General features: G+C 65.8%; 16 protein-coding genes. 3 read left to right on the top strand and 13 right to left on the bottom strand.

From position 1 onward, the window contains the following. Window positions 1-209: 209 nt before the first annotated feature. From WCE05_RS19145 to WCE05_RS19185, 9 genes are all read right to left on the bottom strand, one after another. Window positions 210-1,487 (bottom strand): hypothetical protein, encoded by a 1,278-nt coding sequence (locus tag WCE05_RS19145; protein ID WP_225787721.1) that lies wholly within the window; start codon window positions 1,485-1,487, stop codon window positions 210-212. Window positions 1,488-1,533: 46 nt separating this feature from the next. Beyond that, on the bottom strand, window positions 1,534-2,274 hold the full coding sequence (locus WCE05_RS19150) for a hypothetical protein (protein ID WP_225787722.1): 741 nt from the start codon (window positions 2,272-2,274) through the stop codon (window positions 1,534-1,536). Window positions 2,275-2,309: 35 nt separating this feature from the next. After that, window positions 2,310-2,990, bottom strand: coding sequence for a C39 family peptidase (locus tag WCE05_RS19155; RefSeq protein WP_225787723.1), 681 nt, complete (start codon window positions 2,988-2,990; stop codon window positions 2,310-2,312). Between the two features lie 60 nt (window positions 2,991-3,050). Then, window positions 3,051-4,028 carry a heme utilization protein gene (locus WCE05_RS19160; RefSeq protein ID WP_225787724.1) on the bottom strand — a complete coding sequence of 326 codons (978 nt, stop codon included), beginning with the start codon at window positions 4,026-4,028 and terminating at the stop codon, window positions 3,051-3,053. A gap of 46 nt (window positions 4,029-4,074) precedes the next feature. Further along, window positions 4,075-4,653, bottom strand: a complete 579-nt coding sequence (locus WCE05_RS19165; protein WP_225787725.1) for an adhesin — start codon at window positions 4,651-4,653, stop codon at window positions 4,075-4,077. A 1-nt stretch (window position 4,654) separates the two neighbouring features. Beyond that, entirely contained in the window at window positions 4,655-5,104 is a 450-nt protein-coding gene (locus WCE05_RS19170) for a hypothetical protein (protein WP_225787726.1), read from the bottom strand. Window positions 5,105-5,399: 295 nt separating this feature from the next. Continuing rightward, on the bottom strand, window positions 5,400-5,951 hold the full coding sequence (locus WCE05_RS19175; RefSeq protein ID WP_225787965.1) for an AAA family ATPase: 552 nt from the start codon (window positions 5,949-5,951) through the stop codon (window positions 5,400-5,402). After that, entirely contained in the window at window positions 5,948-6,517 is a 570-nt protein-coding gene (gene pnuC, locus WCE05_RS19180) for a nicotinamide riboside transporter PnuC (RefSeq protein ID WP_225787727.1), read from the bottom strand. Before pnuC ends, WCE05_RS19175 begins: the two co-directional genes overlap by 4 nt. A gap of 254 nt (window positions 6,518-6,771) precedes the next feature. Further along, window positions 6,772-8,406 carry a methyl-accepting chemotaxis protein gene (locus WCE05_RS19185; RefSeq protein WP_253090758.1) on the bottom strand — a complete coding sequence of 545 codons (1,635 nt, stop codon included), beginning with the start codon at window positions 8,404-8,406 and terminating at the stop codon, window positions 6,772-6,774. 302 nt (window positions 8,407-8,708) lie between these two features. Between WCE05_RS19185 and WCE05_RS19190 the strand changes: the two genes are divergently transcribed. Both WCE05_RS19190 and WCE05_RS19195 read left to right on the top strand, forming a co-directional pair. After that, the gene (locus tag WCE05_RS19190; protein WP_225787728.1) at window positions 8,709-9,539 is read left to right on the top strand and encodes an undecaprenyl-diphosphate phosphatase; all 831 of its coding nucleotides are present in this window, start codon (window positions 8,709-8,711) and stop codon (window positions 9,537-9,539) included. 1 nt (window position 9,540) lies between these two features. Beyond that, window positions 9,541-9,984 carry a DUF1294 domain-containing protein gene (locus tag WCE05_RS19195; RefSeq protein ID WP_368816355.1) on the top strand — a complete coding sequence of 148 codons (444 nt, stop codon included), beginning with the start codon at window positions 9,541-9,543 and terminating at the stop codon, window positions 9,982-9,984. Between the two features lie 349 nt (window positions 9,985-10,333). On the opposite strand, the gene WCE05_RS19200 is transcribed toward WCE05_RS19195, so the two are convergent. Then, on the bottom strand, window positions 10,334-10,675 hold the full coding sequence (locus WCE05_RS19200) for an MmcQ/YjbR family DNA-binding protein (RefSeq protein WP_368816396.1): 342 nt from the start codon (window positions 10,673-10,675) through the stop codon (window positions 10,334-10,336). A gap of 4 nt (window positions 10,676-10,679) precedes the next feature. Next, window positions 10,680-11,582, bottom strand: a complete 903-nt coding sequence (locus tag WCE05_RS19205) for a LysR substrate-binding domain-containing protein (protein WP_253081746.1) — start codon at window positions 11,580-11,582, stop codon at window positions 10,680-10,682. Between the two features lie 133 nt (window positions 11,583-11,715). Between WCE05_RS19205 and WCE05_RS19210 the strand changes: the two genes are divergently transcribed. Then, the gene (locus WCE05_RS19210; protein ID WP_225787731.1) at window positions 11,716-12,327 is read left to right on the top strand and encodes an FMN-dependent NADH-azoreductase; all 612 of its coding nucleotides are present in this window, start codon (window positions 11,716-11,718) and stop codon (window positions 12,325-12,327) included. A 50-nt stretch (window positions 12,328-12,377) separates the two neighbouring features. Here the strand turns inward: WCE05_RS19210 and WCE05_RS19215 are convergent, their stop codons facing one another. After that, the gene (locus tag WCE05_RS19215) at window positions 12,378-13,577 is read right to left on the bottom strand and encodes an MFS transporter (RefSeq protein ID WP_368816356.1); all 1,200 of its coding nucleotides are present in this window, start codon (window positions 13,575-13,577) and stop codon (window positions 12,378-12,380) included. A 164-nt stretch (window positions 13,578-13,741) separates the two neighbouring features. After that, window positions 13,742-15,328, bottom strand: a complete 1,587-nt coding sequence (locus tag WCE05_RS19220) for an ABC-F family ATPase (protein ID WP_225787967.1) — start codon at window positions 15,326-15,328, stop codon at window positions 13,742-13,744. Window positions 15,329-15,344: the final 16 nt, after the last annotated feature.

Below are 15,344 nucleotides of genomic sequence, written 5' to 3' on the forward strand. Positions count from 1 at the left end.
TTTTCCACGCAGCCCACGCCTCACGAGTGTGCCTTGTGTCGCGTGGGCTCGGAGAGGTGTATAAGACACAGCTGCATAATCGCATCTTCAGACGATCCACTCGGACCTTGTGGGAGCGGGCTTGCCCGCGAACAAGGGCGAAGCCCTTGCCAGGCACCGGTGGTGTCGGGAGGGCCGCTGGCCGGCCAGGCAGGGCCTCCCGGGCCGGCTCAGAAGTAGTACGGGAACTTCAGGCTGAAGGTGAAATCCGGGGCGTCGTCGGTCAAGCCGATCGCCAGGTTCGGCACGATGGTCAGGTTGTCGGTGGCCGCCAGGGTCATGCCGATGTTGAAGTAGGCGGCGTTGGCGTCGCTGCTCTTGACGTCGGCCCAGCGGTCGCCGGTTTCCGCCGACTTGATCCGCGAGCGGCGGGCGATCAGGTCGGAGACCGAGAACGACATGGACATCTTCTCGTTGAGGGCGAAGGCGATACCGGCACCGATCTGGAAGCTGTCGCCGATCTTCACCTTGCCCGGCACTTTCTGGTTGACCGTGGAGCTGACGTCGCTGAACGACTCCTCGAAGGTGTGGGTATACGACAGGCTGCCGAACAGCACCGCCGGATCGTAGGTCTTGACCAGCGAGATCCCCGGGGTGATCGACCAGACACCGTTGCCGGTGGGCAGGTCCTCGGGGTAGCTGAGGTTGTCGTTCTCCGCGTCGCGCAGCAGCTTGATGCCGAACGGGTCCTTGCCGGTGGGCGCCTTGACCCGCACGCTGAACACCGCATCGGGGGTGTTCTCCGACTCGTCGAGGAACTTGTAGGCGATGCCGAAGTTGACGTCGCCCAGGGTCGGGTCGCGGGTGACGGTGTGCTCGGAAACCCCCTGGGCGTTGCCGCCGACGCCGCCGGATTGGTAGGTCGACTCGCGGTAGACGATCGGCACGTTGACGTCAAACTGCCAGCGCTGGTCGTAGTTGTAGCGGGCGGTCAGGTCCAGGGTCCAGTTGTCGGCCTTGATCCGGTCCAGGTTGATGTTGCCCAGGAAGATCGAGTCCAGCGCCAGGAAACCGTTGAGGATCAGCTGGCGGGTGTCGTAGCGGGCATAGGTGATGCCGGTCTCGACACTGAACTTGCCGCCGCCGAAGAAGCCGCTGGCCTCGTCGTACAGGTTGGAAACGCTCTGCGCCGGTTCCGAATCTTCCTTGAGCGACTCACCGTAGGAAGAGCCCGTGCCGGAGGCGGCGATGGCCTGGTTGTTGCGTGGCTGCGAGGCGGGTGAACGGGTCAAGCGCTGGGGTTGCGGCGTGGCGGGCTGCTCCTCCACCTGACGGACCCGCTGTTCCAGGACCATCAGGGCCTGCTGTTGGGCCTCGTAGCGCGCCTTGAGCGCCGCCAGTTCGGCTTTGAGGGCTTCCACCTGGGGATCGGCTGCCGCGTACAGCAGCGAAGAAGGCAACAGGGTCCCCAGGCAGACAACTGCTTTCAACGACATCGAACGATGCATAAGTTAGCCGTCCCTTCCAACTGCGATGATTGAGACGAAGCGTAGATCAATATCCCGAGATCCGTAGGCCCTTGAGCTGATCAAGGTTGCAGTTCAGCGCACCGGCCGAAGGCAGGTTGTCGCGCAGCACCACGTTGAGCTGGGTCAGGTTGTTGACCGCGTTGCTGCCGCCGAGCAAGGTGGTGGTCTGCAACAGGCCGCCATTGGACAGGCGTTGCAGGCTCTGCCCCTGGTTGTTGTTGGCCTGGATGGACATCTGGATGCCCTTGCCGGTGTTCGACACGCTGAGGGTGCCGGCGTTGTTGCTGTTGGTCAGGGTGGTGCCGGCGGCCAGGACCTGGCCTTGCGGCACGGCCGTGGGCGCCTTGCCGCCTTCGCTGACGTTGATGGCCACGTCGTTGTAGGCGCTATTGTTGTCGCCGGCGGCACGTACCGATTGGGTCACCCCCTGGGTATTGACCAGTCCGGCGCCGCCGTTGACCAGGCCGTTGCCGCGCCCGGGCGCCGCGCCGCTGCCGTTGTCCCCGGACATGGACACGTAGAACTGGGGCTTGAAGGTGTTCTGCTGGACCTGCAAGGTCGTGGTCGCGCCGATACGGTCACCGGCGGCGTTCTGCCAGGTACTGCTCATGACCACGCCGAAACTGATGATCCGCCCGGGCATCACATAACGCCCACGCAGCTCGGCCAGTTCCTGGTCCTTGATCTCGATGGGCTTGAACAATTGCGCCTGGGCGGGGAGGCTGGTGGCCAGGCACGCGGCGACCAGCCAGGTGGTAGTCTTCATCGCTGCTCCCCGGGGCTCCATGCCCCTTGTAATCATTAGAAGAAATCGCTCTGGATGAAGCCGAACTCCATCAACTGCGCGTCATCCACCGGGTAGAAACCGTTGATACGGTTGCGGGCGGTCACCGGCGCCGGCGGGTCGAGCAGGGCGTTGGCCTTGTCGTAGCCAGGGCCTATGACGGCGAAGATGATGCCGTTCCAGCCTTTTACGAAATCGTCGAAGGTGTAGCGTTTGTGGCCCAGCACCGGGTCGCCGATGTAGACCCAGCCCTTGTCGATGCGCTGCAGCACGACGAAGTGCTTGTAGCCACGGATGTCCATCAGCACCACCACCGGGATGCTCACCCGGTGCAGGCTGTCGGGGTCGACGCGGTAGCCACGGGCACGCATGCCGATGCTTTCCACGTAGCGCTTCATGTCGAGCATGGAAAAGCCCTGGACCTGGACGGTGTCCTGGTCGGAATGGGCGAGCATGCCTTCGATGACCTGGTGCTCATCCACGTCCAGCCAGTAGGCCTGCTTGAGGATGGTCGCCAGGGCGGCGGCGCCGCAGCTGAAATCGGTCTTCTGTTGCACCAGGTCGGCGAAGCGCCGCTCCCGTATGCTCTGCACCGGCTTGTACACGAGGGTACCGCCAGGCAGTGCCGCGATAGGCATCTGCGCGGCCTCGACGATGCCGGCAAGGAACACGAGCGTGGCAAGCAGGACAATGCGCATGACCCTCTCCACCTGGCAGAGACAGGGAAAGGGGCCCCGAAGGGCCCCGATCGACTGGTGTTACATGCAGGCTTTGCAACCTGCGGCGATGGACAGCGAGTTGCTCTGCTGGTTGCCGGAACCGGCCGAGACGTTGGCACCGACGTTGCCCGACACGCCGTTGAGCGAGTTGGACATGACGGCAGTGTTGGTCACAGGGTTTTTCCAGCCGTTGGGGGTCAGGACCTGGTAGGAGGCGACGCCAGCCAGGCCGAAGGTGCCCTCTTCGTGGAACTTCAGAGGATCCTTGTCGACCTTGCCGCCTTTGTGGCCATGGCCACCGCTGCGTTCGTCTTCCACGTAGCCCCAGCCGTTACCCTCGTAGCTGCCCCAGGCGGCGAAGCCTGCATGCAGGGTGTCCTTGCTGTAGGTGCGGTCGGCGTTGTTCTGCACGTTCAGGCCACTGGTGGTCTGGTTGGCGCCGGCGCTGGCCACGGCTACACGGCCGCCGGACACGGCGATCGCCAGGTTGTTTTTCTGCTGGTTGAAGTCGCCAGCGGTGACGTTGACGCCGATGTTGCCCGAGCTGCCATTGGCCGAATTGGTCAGGCTGGCGTTGTTGTAGGTGGAGTAGTTGGCAACGGTGTTGCCGCCGTTGGTCTGGGTCGCGGTGGACAGGGCCATGGCGCTGCCGAAGATGAAGTTTTCGTCGGCGGTGGCGATGGCGGCGACGTTGTCCTGCTGGTTGCCGTCACCGGCGGCCACGTTGGCGCCCAGGTTGCCTTGGGAGCCGTTGGCGGAGCTGTCCATCCGGGCATCGTTGCGGGTGGCCTGGTTGAGCACCTGGTTGCCACCATTGCTCTGGATGTCGGTCACGGTGGCGGCGGAGCCGGCAGTGATCAGCAGTTGCAGGAGCAGGTTGTCGTTGTTGTTGTGGCCGTTATGGCCGCCGTTGTGGCCACCGTGGTTGTCGTGACCACGTCCGCCGGCTTGTGCAGCAACTGCCATGACCGCAGCGAGGGCGAATACCAGAGGCTTGAGTGCCATTTTTGGTTTCATGGTGTTTCTCCGCTTTTCGTTGTTAAGTGTTGTGTTGCCACTCGGGTCAATCCGCGACCCGTACGCTCAGGGTGTTGGCCATTCGGTTGCCCACCCCGGCGCTCTGATTCAACTGGATCACTCCGCGGCTGCCGGTGAAGGCCTGGTCACTGGTGGTGACCTGGCGACTGCCGGGTGCGCGATCAGTTGCGTCGGAGCCGTTGGCCAGCGAGACGTTCTGCTGGCTGAGAAGGTTGTCGTCGATGCTTTGCGGCGCGGCGCTGATGCCGATCCGCACGGCATTGGCCTGTTGCGTGGCGGCACCGGCGGACTGGTTGATGCCGAGCATGCCGCTGCCGTGGCTGAAGGCATTGCCGCTGATGCTGGCGCGGGCATCCAGTGCCGGATTGGCCTGGAAGTCGCTGCGCTGGCGGATCTGCGTCGAGGCGTTGGCCTGGGTGCCGATGGCGATCGCCCGGGCGTTGGCCTGTTGCAGGGCATCGCCGGCGGCCTGGTTGATGCTCAGGTTGCCCTGGTAAGCGCGGCCACTGGCATCGAGGGTGGCGTTGTCCACCACCGGCGATGCGGCCAAGGCATGGCCTGCGGAGGCAGCCAGGCACAGCAGGGAGAGGGTGAGTGCGCGCATGTCATTGGCCCCGGGTCAGGATCTGCAGCGGCGCCAGGCCGCGCTGGACGTTCTGGTTGACCGTGTTGGCGATGCTGTTGCCGCCACTGGCACCGGCGGCCGAACCGCCGGCCATGCCCGGCAGTTGCGACTGGACGGTGCCCATGCCGCGCAGGTTGCCTGAGTGGTCGGGGGTGAGCATGCGGTTAAAGGTCGAGCCACTGGCCACGTTGGCGAAGTCACCATCGGTCAGCTCGTTGGTCTGGGCGATCACCCGAGGCGACTGGTCGGTGTTGACGGTGGTGGGGTAGGGGTCGGGTGTGCCGGTCGCTCGGGCGGCCTGGCGGGCCTGGACGTCGCGGGTCAGGACGATGATCCCGTTGCCGCCGGCCTCGGCCGGAAGAGGAAGGGTTGCGGCGGTCAGGCAACCCAGGACAAGCAGTGCAGGCAGTGTATTGTTCTTGTTCCCCACGGCGATGCTCCCTTTCTCTGTACGCTGGCCCTTGAGCGTTGGCAGAGGTAGAGCGAAAGCCGTGCCGCTTTTGCTTTTTGCTTGTTAATCAATAGCTTGTGGTGTGAACAGGGCGATGCCGGTGTTGACCTGTGTCACGGTTGATACACCACGGCCCCCGGTGAGCCGCCAAGCGTTGAAGAACCTGGCCCCGAGGGCTATTCGCAGCGCTGTATCAGCCCTGAGACACTTCCCCCGGATTTGCGTCAGCGGCCCCAGAAATGGGGCTTTGCGTCCCCGTCGCTGTATCAGCGCGTTAACACTCGGTGGCACAGGCTGGCAGCTGGCCATCGAGCAGCTTCGACACCGCGGCCAGGGCCTGGGCCTGACGTTGCGGCCAGCCGCCCTCGATCACCTGTAGCGGCTGGCGGTGGCGGCGTAGCCAGTCCAGGCTGTCGGCGAAGAACGCCTGGCGCTGCGGCAGGCCTGGCTGGCAGCGCTGGCCGTCGCCGACCCAGTCGACGCCGTGCGGGCTGAGCAGCAGGTGCAGGTCGTAGCGGCGTGCGAGCAGGGCTTGTTCGATCCAGGGCGGGCAGTCGCCGAACAGCACGCGGCTCCAGAGCAGGTTGCTGAGCAGGTGGGTGTCGAGGATCAGCAGTTCGGGTGCCTGCTGGCGGGCCAGGTCTTCCCAGGCGAGCTGGCCGCGGGCGATCGTCGGAATATCGGCGTAGCAGGTATCGCGTTGCTCGCGATCGATGAAGTGACGCACGTACTCGCCCACCACCAGGCCACCGAAATGCGCCTGGAGCTCGCCGCTGAGCCAGCTCTTGCCGCTGGACTCGGGGCCGCACAGCACCAGGACCTTCATGCGGCGCAGGCCAGCGCCGGGTCGCGCCGCCATTCCAGCCAGCCGCGCAAGGCGATGAGGGTGAACAGGGCATAGAGCGCGGCGGTCAGGTACAGGGCCTTGTGCAGGAACAGGCCGACGAAGACCACGTCCACCACGACCCACAGCGCCCAGCACTGCAGGCGCTTCTGCGCCATCCACAGCTGCGCCACCAGGCTCAGGCCGGTCAGGGTGGCATCCAGCCAGGGTTGGGCGGCGTCGGTCCAGTGCGCCATGGCCGCGCCCAGGCCCAGGCCGGCCAGCAGGCCGATCCCCAGGCCGCCGAGCAACGGCGCGGTGCCGAGGCGGGTCACCTGGCGCGCGTCCTCGACCCGGTCCGGGCGCGTCCATTGCCACCAGCCATAGAGCTGCAGCACGGCATAGACCAGTTGCAGGAGCATGTCGGAATACAGCTTCACCTCGTAGAAGACCCAGCTGTAGAGCAACACCATCACCAGGCCGATCGGCCAGCACCAGGGGTTCTGCTTGACCGTGAGCCATACGGCGATGACGCCGAGCGCGGCGGCGAAGAGTTCGAGGCCGGACATCGGCGATCCTTGGGGGAGGGAAAGGGCGCGATTGTAGCTTGTGGGGCGGGGAAGGTGAATCGTGGGGCTGCTTCGAGGTGATCGCCTTATGCAGGAGGTGTTCGGTCTGGCCTATTCGCGGGCAAGCCCGCACCCACATGGCCCTGCAAGCCGCATCATACGCGATCCACTCGGAACCTGTGACGGTTGACGCAGGACCCTGTGGGAGCGGGCTTGCCCGCGAAGGGCCGCAGAGCGGCCCCAGGCTACAAGGCTCAGACCCGAAACTGGCGCAGCAACTGCTCCAGCTCCTCGCTCAGCCGCGCCAGGGCCGCCCCGGCATCGCGCGACTGCAACGCCGCCTCGGCGGTCTGCTGGGACAACCCGGCGGTATCGAGGACATTGCGGTTGATCTCTTCGACCACATGGGACTGCTGCAAGGTCGCGCTGGCGATCGAGGCATTGAGCGCGGTCAGGTTGTGCAGCGCCTGGCTGATCGCGTCCAGGCTGCTGCCGGCTTCGCGGGCCTGCTCGACGGTCTGGCGCGAGGCCTCGGCGCTGGTGTCGATGGCCCTGACCGCCGCTTCCGACTGGCCTTGCAGGTGCTCGATCATGGTCTGGATCTCGGCGGTCGACTGCGCGGTGCGCTGGGCCAGCAGGCGCACCTCGTCGGCGACCACGGCGAAGCCACGGCCCTGCTCGCCGGCGCGAGCCGCCTCGATGGCGGCATTGAGGGCGAGCAGGTTGGTCTGTTCGGCGATCGAGCGGATCACTTCCAGCACGCCGCCGATCCGGGTGCTGTGCCCGGCCAGTTCACGGATCACCTGGACTGCCTGGTCGATCGTGGTCGAAAGCCGGTCGATCTGCTGCAGGCTGCCGTGGATCGCCTGCTGGCCGTGGCCGACCTGCTGCTGCGCGGCGCGCATCTCGCTGGCGGCCTGTTCGGCGGTCTTGGCCACGTCCTGCACGGCGTAGGTGACTTCGTTGACAGCGGTGGCGACCTGGTCCATCTGCAGCGACTGCTGGGCGCTGCGCTCCTGGGCGGAGCCTGCGTTGTCGCCGACGTGGCTGGCGGACTGGGCCAGGGCATGGGCGGCCCCCTGCAGTTGGCCGACCACGCCCTGCAGCTTGCCGTTGAAGCGATTGAAGTGCTCGCCCAGGTGGGTGATCTCGTCGCGGCCATGGGTGTCCAGGCGCCGGGTCAGGTCGCTCTCGCCGCTGGCGATGTTGCCCATGGCGTGCACCGCCTCCTGCAACGGGCGGGCGATGCTGCGGGCGATGAGCACGACCAGCAGGGCCATCAGCAGGGCGATCCCCAGGCCCACCAGGGACGCATCGCGCACCTGGCGGGCGAATTCGGCCTGCACGTCATCGATGTACACGCCCGAGCCGATGATCCAGCCCCAAGGCTCGAACAGTTGGATGTAGGAGGTCTTGGCCACGGCCTCGCTGGCGCCGGGCTTGGGCCAGCGGTAGTCGACCGGGCCTGCGCCCTGGCTGCGGGCCAGGGCGACCATCTCGTTGAACACGGCAAAGCCGTCGGGGTCGCGGACGGCGGAAAGGTCCTGGCCGTCGAGCTTGGGGTTGACGGGATGCATGACCATCCTCGGCCCCAGGTCATTGATCCAGAAATAGTCGTCCTTGTCGTAGCGCAGGCCGCGTATCACCTGCAACGCCTGTTGCTGGGCGGCCTCGCGGCCCAGCGTGCCGGCCGCTTCCAGGCCCTGGTAGTAGGCCAGCACGCCGGCGGCGGTCTGCACCACGTGGCGGGTCTTCTCGGCCTTGGCCTGGTACAGGCTGCCGTGCAACTGGCGCAACATCAGCAGGCCGAGGATCACCAGCATGGCCACCGCCACCACCAGGATCAACGACAGACGCCGGCTGATCGACATCGACCTCAGGGTCTTCATGAGTGCTCACTCCCGTATTCGTTCTTGTTATCAGGCGCATCCAAGCACGCTTTCGCGGCGGCCACACACTCGACCAAGGGCTAAGTGCCTGGCGCGGCGATCCGTGTTGCATGCGGCACAAGCCATTGGCAGGCCGCTCTGATAGGATCTCGGCCGCGCAAGATGAAACCTTTAGGCTCGCCGAACTTTTCCACTGGCTTGGCGATCGACTGTCGCTGTAATACAGCCGGGCCGTGCGCGGCAATTCATAAGCAAATCAAGAACAAGGGGCCTGCACGCCGCAGCGCCCCATTGGGGGAACGATGGATTTTTGGAATGCCTTCCAGGCAATCATCTTGGGGATCGTCGAGGGATTGACGGAGTTTCTGCCGATCTCCAGTACCGGCCACCAGATCATCGTGGCCGACCTGATCGGCTTCGGTGGCGAGCGCGCCATGGCCTTCAACATCATCATCCAGCTGGGAGCGATCCTGGCGGTGGTGTGGGAGTTTCGCCGCAAGATCTTCGACGTGGTGCTTGGCCTGTCGAGCCAGCCCACGGCGCGCCGTTTCACCAGCAACCTGCTGCTGGCCTTCCTGCCGGCGGTGGTGCTGGGGGTGCTGTTCGCCGACCTGATTCACGCCTACCTGTTCAACCCGATCACCGTGGCCGCGGCCCTGGTGCTGGGCGGGGTGATCATGCTCTGGGCCGAGCGACGCGAGCATCGCATCGAGGTCGACCATGTCGACGACATGCGTTGGAGCCACGCCTTGAAGATCGGCTTCGTCCAGTGCCTGGCCATGATCCCGGGGACCTCGCGCTCGGGCTCGACGATCATCGGCGGGCTGCTGTTCGGCCTGTCGCGCAAGGCCGCCACCGAGTTCTCGTTCTTCCTGGCGATGCCGACCATGGTGGGTGCTGCGGTGTATTCGGGCTACAAGTACCGCGAGCTGTTCCAGCCGGACGACCTGCCGGTGTTCGCCATCGGCTTCGTGGTCTCGTTCATCTTCGCCATGATCGCCGTGCGTGGCCTGCTCAAGTTCATCGCCAACCACAGCTATGCGGTGTTCGCCTGGTACCGTATCGTCTTCGGCCTGCTGATCCTGGCGACCTGGCAGTTCGGCTGGGTCGACTGGGCCACGGCGCAGGGCTGACATGGCGCGGGTGCAGAGTGCGGCACGGCGGGGCGCCGGCCGCGAGGCAGCGGGCGTGCGCAACCTGCGCCTGAAGCTGCTGGCGTTGGCCGGATTGTGCCTGCTGCCGGGGCTGGGCGCGGCGCAGATGGCCTGGAGTGGGCAGTCCTGGTTGCCGCTGGCGCTCTATCCAGCGGTGAGCCTGGTCAGCCTGCTGCTCTACTGGCAGGACAAGCACCAGGCCCGTACCCAGGCCTGGCGTACGCCGGAGAAGGTGTTGCATGCCAGTGAGCTGTGCGGCGGCTGGCCGGGGGCTCTGCTGGCCCAGCAACTGTTCCGCCACAAGACGCGCAAGCTGTCGTATCAGTTGACCTTCTGGGGCATCGTTGGCTTGCACCAGGTGTTCTGGATCGACTATCTGGTGCTGGGCGGGCGCTGGCTGGGGTTCATGGGCGTTAGTGGTTGAGCTGGCGTCGTCCCCATCGCCGACAAGCCCCCACGGATTTCTGTGCATGGCGCAGATTCGGGAACACCGCTGGCCCGTGTGGGAGCCGGCTTGCCGGCGAATGGGCCGGCTCTGACAGCATCGGTGTATGGCAAGGGCTGCGCCCTTGTTCGCGGGCAAGCCCGCTCCCACACGGGCCCTGCAAGCCACCCATGCGTGATCGGCTTGGCGCCACAGTGGCACAGGGCTCGGATTTGCGAGCAGCACTGCTTCACCGGGGTGAGTCGAGCACACATGATGCGGTTTGCAGGGACCTGTGGGGGCTTGCTGGCGATGGGCTGCAACGCAGCCCGCAAGTCCCCTCACTCGATCACAGCAATCCCACCTGCAACCGCCTGGGCAGCCGCCTCACCACCAACTGGTGCGAGCGCTGCAACAGCTCGCTCAGCTCTTCGCGCCCCATGGGGTAGGGCGGTGCCATGCTGATCCAGCGTGCCCGTGCCAGGTAGGGCGCCGGGCGGATGCCAGGGCGGTCGCAGTAGCCGAGGAACAGGTCGTCGGCCACCTTGAACGACAACCCCGCTCCCGCCAGGTCGAGCACCGCGAACATCTTGTTGCCTGCCACCGAGAACACCCGGATACCGCCCCACTTGTAGTCTTCCCGTGCCCCGGGCAGCCCCAGGCAGAAGGCCGCCACTTCGTCCGGTGTCATCTTCCTAGACATAGCGCTCTCCACAACCCTCGAACGACGCCGCCAGGTGGTCGATCCACACGCGCATCGCCGGCAGCAGCCCACGCCGGTGAGGGTAGACCGCCTGCAGCCACCCGCCTGGCAGCGACCAGTCAGGCAGCAGGCGTACCAGTTCGCCACGCTCCAGTTCCTCTTCGCAGAACATGCTCGGCAGGGCCGTGAAGCCCAGCCCGGCGCGCACGGCCGCCTTGCGCACGACGAAGTCGTCGATGGCCAGGCGTGGCTCCAGCGCCACTTCCTGTTGCTGGTCATTTGGCCCGATCAGGCGAAAATGCACCAGCCGATCGGCCTCGGTCGCCCCCAGCACCGGCAGGCTGGCCAGCTCCGACGGGTCTTGCAGGTGGTCGGCGAAGCCCGGGGCGGCCACCAACTGCATCTGTGCCTGGCGCAGCCGGCGCGTGACCAGGGCCGGTTCTTCGTCGCCCAGGTCCCGCACCCGCAGGGCCACGTCGATGCCCTCGGAAATCAGGTCGACCCGGCGGTTGAGCAAGACCATGTCCAGCTGTACCAGCGGGTACTGTGCGAGGAAGCGGCTGATGACCTCTGGCAGCAAGGCATGGGCCAGGGCCACCGGGCACGACACCCGCAGGCGCCCGCGCGGCTCGCTGCTCATGCTCGCCACCACTTCGTCGGCGGCCTCTGCCTCCAGCAGCATCGCCTGGCAATGGTGCAGGTAGCGCTCGCCCACGACGGTCAGCTTCAGTTGCCGGGTGGTGCGCTGCAGCAGTCGGGTGCCCAGGCGCTCTTCCAGCTCGGCGATACGCCGCGACAGGCGCGACTTGGGGATGCCTAACTGGCGGCCGGCGGCGGCGAAACCACCGGCCTCGACCACCTTGGCGAAGTAGAACAGGTCATTGAAGTCTTGCATTGGCGTATCTCATCGTTCCATACATAGGACAAACTAATGCATTTTTGCAGGCTTATCAGCCATTCGATGGGCCTATAGGATTCTCTCCATCGTGATCGCCCACCGCCGCGGTCTTCATTCACAGGAGAGTCCCATGAAACTGTTGCATATCGATTCGAGCATCCTGGGCGACAATTCCGCCTCCCGCCAGCTCAGCCGCGAAGTGGTCGAGGCCTGGAAAGCCGCCGACCCGAGCATCGAGGTGGTCTATCGCGATTTGGCCGCCGACGCCATCGCCCACTTCTCCGCCGCCACCCTGGTCGCCGCCGGCACCCCCGAGGACATGCGCGACGCCGCCCAGGCCTTCGAGGCCAAGCTGAGCCAGGAAACCCTGGACGAATTCCTCGCCGCCGACGCCGTGGTGATCGGTGCGCCGATGTACAACTTCACCGTGCCGACCCAGCTCAAGGCCTGGATCGACCGCATCGCCGTCGCCGGCAAGACCTTTCGCTACACCGAAGCCGGCCCGGAGGGCCTGTGCGGCGACAAGAAGGTGATCCTGGTCTCCACCTCCGGTGGCCTGCACCATGGCCAGCCAACTGGCGTCGGCCACGAGGAGTTCCTCAAGGTCCTGCTTGGCTTCATCGGCATCACCGACCTGGAGATCGTCCGCGCCCATGGCCTGGCCTACGGCCCGGAGCAGCGCAGCCAGGCCATCGACGCGGCCCAGGCGCGGATCGCCAACGAGCTGTTCGCCGCCGCCTGATCGTGGTCTTGTAGAAAACCGGCTGGCGCCTCGTGCGTCAGCCGGTTTTTTCATGGGGCTTGCAAGCGTCGGCCACGGCGGGCGAGCAACAGGCTCAGGCCCACCCCTGCCAGGGCGAGCAGGGCGGCGGCACAGAAGATCGAGGCATAGCCCAGGTGCACGGCCACCGCGCCCATCACCGGGCCGGCGATGGCCAGGGCCAGGTCGAAGAACACCGCATAGGCGCCGAGCCCCGCACCTCGGCTGCTGCTGGGCACCTGCCTGATCGCCTCCACGCCCAGGGCCGGATACACCAGCGACAGGCCGAAGCCGGTGAGGCCGGCGCCGAGCAGCGCCCAGGCCGGCGAGGGCGCCAGCCACAGCAAGGTCAGCCCCAGCACCTCGGTGGCCATGCAGGCGATGGCCACGTTGTAGCCGCCGAAGCGGTTGACCGCGTTGACGAACAGCAGCCGGGAGAGGATGAAGCACAGGCCGAAGGCGCTCAGGCACCAGGCCGCGCCAACCCAGCCGCGTTCCAGGTAATAGAGGGTGACGAAGGTGGTCAGGGTGCCATAGCCGATCGACGCCAGGGTCAGCCCCAGGCCACAGGGCGCCACCCGGCCGAAAGCCGACCAGAAGGGCAGCCGCTCGCCCTGCACGACCACCGCGTTCGGCCGGGTACGCAGCACTAGCAAGGCGAGCAGGGCCAGTGCCAGCAGGGCCGGGCCGAGTGCACTGAAGCCCAGCCCGTCCACCAGCAGCACGCCTGCCGGCGCGCCAATGGCGATGGCGCCATAGGAGGCGATGCCGTTCCAGGAGATCACCCGCGCCGTGTGCTCGCTGCCCACCTGGCCGATCCCCCAACTCAAGGTGGCCACGCCGATCAGCCCCTGGGCGATGCCCAGCAGCAGTCGCCCACCCAGCAGCAGCAACAGGCTCAGCCAGGGCAGGGCGAGGGTCCAGGCCGAGAGCAGGGTCAGCACGCCGCAACCGGCGATGCCGTACAAGCCATAACGGATCGCCCGCTTGCCGCCCAGGCCGTCCGCCACCCGTCCGGCGAAAGGCCGGCTGAGCAGGGTGGCCAGGTATTGCAGGCCAATGGTCAGCCCGGCGATCACCGCACCGAAACCCAGTCGGTCGTGCACGTAGCTGGGCAGCACGGCGATCGGCAGGCCGATGCAGAGGAAGGCGATGAAGGTATAGAAGACGATCGAAAGGATCTGCTGGGTGATGCCGAAGGTGCTGCTGGGGGCGGGCTGATGCGCGGTCATGGGCTCGTTCGCGGGTGGGCGGTGGGGCAGGAGCCCATCATGGCGGGTGCCGGATGGAAAAGAAAGCAGGCTAACGATTTTTTCGTCTGCCGGTCAGTCGGGTGGGGCTTGAGGCCTTGGGGCCGCAAGCGGCCCCAGGCACGACCAAGCGATGCCGGACGAGGTCAGACCACGACCCCCTGGCTACGCAGGTAATCGTCGTAGGTGCCGCTGAAGTCCACCACTCCATCCGCCGTCAGCTCGATGATCCGGGTGGCCAGCGACGACACGAACTCGCGGTCATGGCTGACGAACAGCAAGGTCCCTGGGTAGTTCTCCAGGGCCAGGTTCAGCGCCTCGATCGACTCCATGTCCAAGTGGTTGGTCGGTTCGTCCATCACCAGCACGTTGGGCTTTTGCAGGATCAGCTTGCCGAACAGCATGCGGCCCTGCTCACCACCGGAGATCACCTTCACCGACTTGAGGATCTCGTCGTTGGAGAACAGCATGCGCCCCAGGGTGCCGCGGATCAGCTGTTCGCCCTGGGTCCACTGGCCCATCCAGTCGAACAGGCTCAGGTCCTCCTCGAAGTCATGGGCGTGGTCCTGGGCGTAGTAGCCCACCTCGGCGCTGTCGGTCCACTTCACCGCACCGGCGTCCGGCGTCGTCTCGCCGACCAGGGTACGCAACAGGGTGGTCTTGCCGATGCCGTTGGGGCCGATGATCGCCACCCGCTCGCCGGCTTCGACGACGAAACTGAAATCCTTGAACAGCACCTTGTCGTCGAAGGCCTTGGCCATCTTCTCCACGGTCACCGCCTGGCGGTGCAGCTTCTTGGTCTGTTCGAAGCGGATGAACGGGCTGACCCGGCTCGAAGGCTTGACCTCGGCCAGCTGGATCTTGTCGATCTGCCGTGCCCGCGAGGTGGCCTGCTTGGCCTTGGAGGCGTTGGCCGAGAAGCGGCTGACGAAGCTCTGCAACTCGGCGATCTGCGCCTTTTTCTTGGCGTTGTCGGCCAGCAGCTGCTCGCGGGCCTGGGTGGCTGCGGTCATGTACTCGTCGTAGTTGCCCGGGAACAGGCGCAGCTCACCGTAGTCCAGGTCGGCCATGTGAGTGCAGACGCTGTTGAGGAAGTGCCGGTCGTGGGAAATGATCACCATGGTGCTGTTGCGCGCCGTCAGCACGTTTTCCAGCCAGCGGATGGTGTTGATGTCCAGGTGGTTGGTCGGCTCGTCGAGCAGCAGCACGTCCGGATCCGAGAACAGCGCCTGGGCCAGCAGCACCCGCAGCTTCCAGCCCGGCGCCACTTCGCTCATCGGGCCGAAGTGCTGCTCCAGCGGAATCCCCAGGCCCAGCAGCAGTTCACCCGCACGGGACTCGGCGGTGTAGCCGTCCATCTCGGCGAATTCGGTTTCCAGCTCGGCGACGGCCATGCCGTCTTCCTCGGTCATTTCCGGCAGGGAGTAGATGCGATCGCGCTCGGCCTTGACCTTCCACAGCTGCTCGTGGCCCATGATCACCGTGTCGATCACGGTGAATTCCTCGTAGGCGAACTGGTCCTGGCGCAGCTTGCCCAGGCGGGTGTTGGGTTCGAGCATCACCTGGCCCGCGGACGGCTCCAGGTCGCCGCCGAGGATCTTCATGAAGGTCGACTTGCCGCAGCCGTTGGCGCCGATCAGGCCGTAGCGGTTGCCGTTGTTGAATTTGACCGAGACGTTTTCGAAGAGCGGCTTGGCGCCGAATTGCATGGTGATATTAGCGGTGGAGATCAAAGAACTTACCTATCAA

The sequence above is a fragment of the Pseudomonas sp. I2 genome (assembly GCF_040984075.1).
Lineage (GTDB): Bacteria > Pseudomonadota > Gammaproteobacteria > Pseudomonadales > Pseudomonadaceae > Aquipseudomonas > Aquipseudomonas guariconensis_B.

Excerpts from the sequence above, each read along its gene's own strand:
- WCE05_RS19215 (WP_368816356.1), bottom strand. The coding sequence starts at position 13,577 with ATGACCGCGCATCAGCCCGCCCCCAGCAGCACCTTCGGCATCACCCAG.
- WCE05_RS19160 (WP_225787724.1), bottom strand. The coding sequence starts at position 4,028 with ATGAAACCAAAAATGGCACTCAAGCCTCTGGTATTCGCCCTCGCTGCG.
- WCE05_RS19165 (WP_225787725.1), bottom strand. The coding sequence starts at position 4,653 with ATGCGCGCACTCACCCTCTCCCTGCTGTGCCTGGCTGCCTCCGCAGGC.
- WCE05_RS19190 (WP_225787728.1), top strand. The coding sequence starts at position 8,709 with ATGGATTTTTGGAATGCCTTCCAGGCAATCATCTTGGGGATCGTCGAG.
- WCE05_RS19155 (WP_225787723.1), bottom strand. The coding sequence starts at position 2,990 with ATGCGCATTGTCCTGCTTGCCACGCTCGTGTTCCTTGCCGGCATCGTC.
- WCE05_RS19205 (WP_253081746.1), bottom strand. The coding sequence starts at position 11,582 with ATGCAAGACTTCAATGACCTGTTCTACTTCGCCAAGGTGGTCGAGGCC.
- WCE05_RS19210 (WP_225787731.1), top strand. The coding sequence starts at position 11,716 with ATGAAACTGTTGCATATCGATTCGAGCATCCTGGGCGACAATTCCGCC.
- WCE05_RS19175 (WP_225787965.1), bottom strand. The coding sequence starts at position 5,951 with ATGAAGGTCCTGGTGCTGTGCGGCCCCGAGTCCAGCGGCAAGAGCTGG.
- WCE05_RS19145 (WP_225787721.1), bottom strand. The coding sequence starts at position 1,487 with ATGCATCGTTCGATGTCGTTGAAAGCAGTTGTCTGCCTGGGGACCCTG.
- WCE05_RS19195 (WP_368816355.1), top strand. The coding sequence starts at position 9,541 with ATGGCGCGGGTGCAGAGTGCGGCACGGCGGGGCGCCGGCCGCGAGGCA.
- WCE05_RS19200 (WP_368816396.1), bottom strand. The coding sequence starts at position 10,675 with ATGACACCGGACGAAGTGGCGGCCTTCTGCCTGGGGCTGCCCGGGGCA.
- WCE05_RS19185 (WP_253090758.1), bottom strand. The coding sequence starts at position 8,406 with ATGAAGACCCTGAGGTCGATGTCGATCAGCCGGCGTCTGTCGTTGATC.
- pnuC (WP_225787727.1), bottom strand. The coding sequence starts at position 6,517 with ATGTCCGGCCTCGAACTCTTCGCCGCCGCGCTCGGCGTCATCGCCGTA.
- WCE05_RS19150 (WP_225787722.1), bottom strand. The coding sequence starts at position 2,274 with ATGAAGACTACCACCTGGCTGGTCGCCGCGTGCCTGGCCACCAGCCTC.